The sequence below is a fragment of the Roseateles sp. P5_B10 genome, from assembly GCF_056400485.1.
This window is the reverse complement of record NZ_JBFULE010001286.1, coordinates 1-997: the sequence shown is the minus strand read 5'-3', so window position 1 is coordinate 997 and position 997 is coordinate 1. Positions and strand designations below refer to the sequence as shown.

The following is a 997-nucleotide window of genomic DNA, read 5'->3' as shown; positions in this document are numbered from 1 at the left end:
CGCCCAGGCCCTGTGCGACCAGATGGGCCTGGCCCTGCAGCGCCGCCGTGTGCAGGATGAGGCCCGGCAATCGGCGGAACTGGCCGAGACCCAGTCCACCCGCAACGCCATGCTGGCCGCGATCTCGCACGACTACCGCACGCCGCTGGCCACCATCATGGGTTCGGCTTCTGCCCTGCAGACCCAGGGGGACCGGTTGACGACGGCGCAACGCAGCGAGCTGGCCAGCCGCATCGTCGACGAGACCGCCCGCCTGGTGCGACTGACCGACAACACGCTGCAGCTCGCTCGCCTGGGCGCGCCCGGCGTGGCGCTGCGCTGCGACTGGGAGTCGGCCGAGGAGATCGTCGGCGCCGCGCTGCGCCGCGTGCGCCGCCGGCCCGACGGTGAACGCGTGAAGGCGCGAATCGAGCCGGAGCTGCCGCTGCTGTGGTGTGATGCGGCCCTGATGTCGCAGCTGCTGGACAACCTCATCGAYAACGCATTGAAGTACAGCCCGGCCGAAGCCGTCGTCGAACTCGTCGTGCGCCGCCTTGGCAGCGAAGTGATGTTCGCCGTGCGCGACCGCGGCCCCGGCATCGACCCGGCCTGGCGCGAGCGCGTCTTCGACGCCTTCCAGCGCGGCGACCTGGCCGCCTTTGCTCAGCGCCCGCCGGGCTCGGGCGTGGGCCTGGCCTTGTGCCGCGCGATTGCCGAGGCGCACGAGGGGGTGCTGAGCCTGCGCCCGCGTGGCCACGGTGGCTGCAGCTTCGAGTTGCGCCTGCCTTTGCGCGACGCGCCTGAGCTGCCGGAGGCCGCGACGTGAAACTGCTGCTTGTCGAAGACGACCGCGAACTGCGCGTGACGCTGCGCGAGGCCTTGGTCGTCGAGGGCTACGAGGTGCTGACCGCCGCCAGCCTGGCCGACGCGATGGCCCAGCTCGCCCACGCCGGTCATCTGGACGCCGTGCTGCTCGACCTCGGCCTGCCCGACGGCGATGGTGAGGAACTGCTGCAGG

At 71.9% G+C, this 997-nt stretch carries 2 protein-coding genes; both read left to right on the top strand.

What is annotated here, in order from left to right:
* On the top strand, positions 1 to 805 hold an 805-nt coding region (locus tag AC1DU6_RS32775; RefSeq protein WP_477862451.1), incomplete at its 5' end, for a sensor histidine kinase.
* Positions 802 to 997, top strand: a 196-nt coding sequence (locus AC1DU6_RS32770) for a response regulator (RefSeq protein WP_477862449.1), incomplete at its 3' end; no start/stop codon positions are given. The genes AC1DU6_RS32775 and AC1DU6_RS32770, both read left to right, overlap by 4 nt.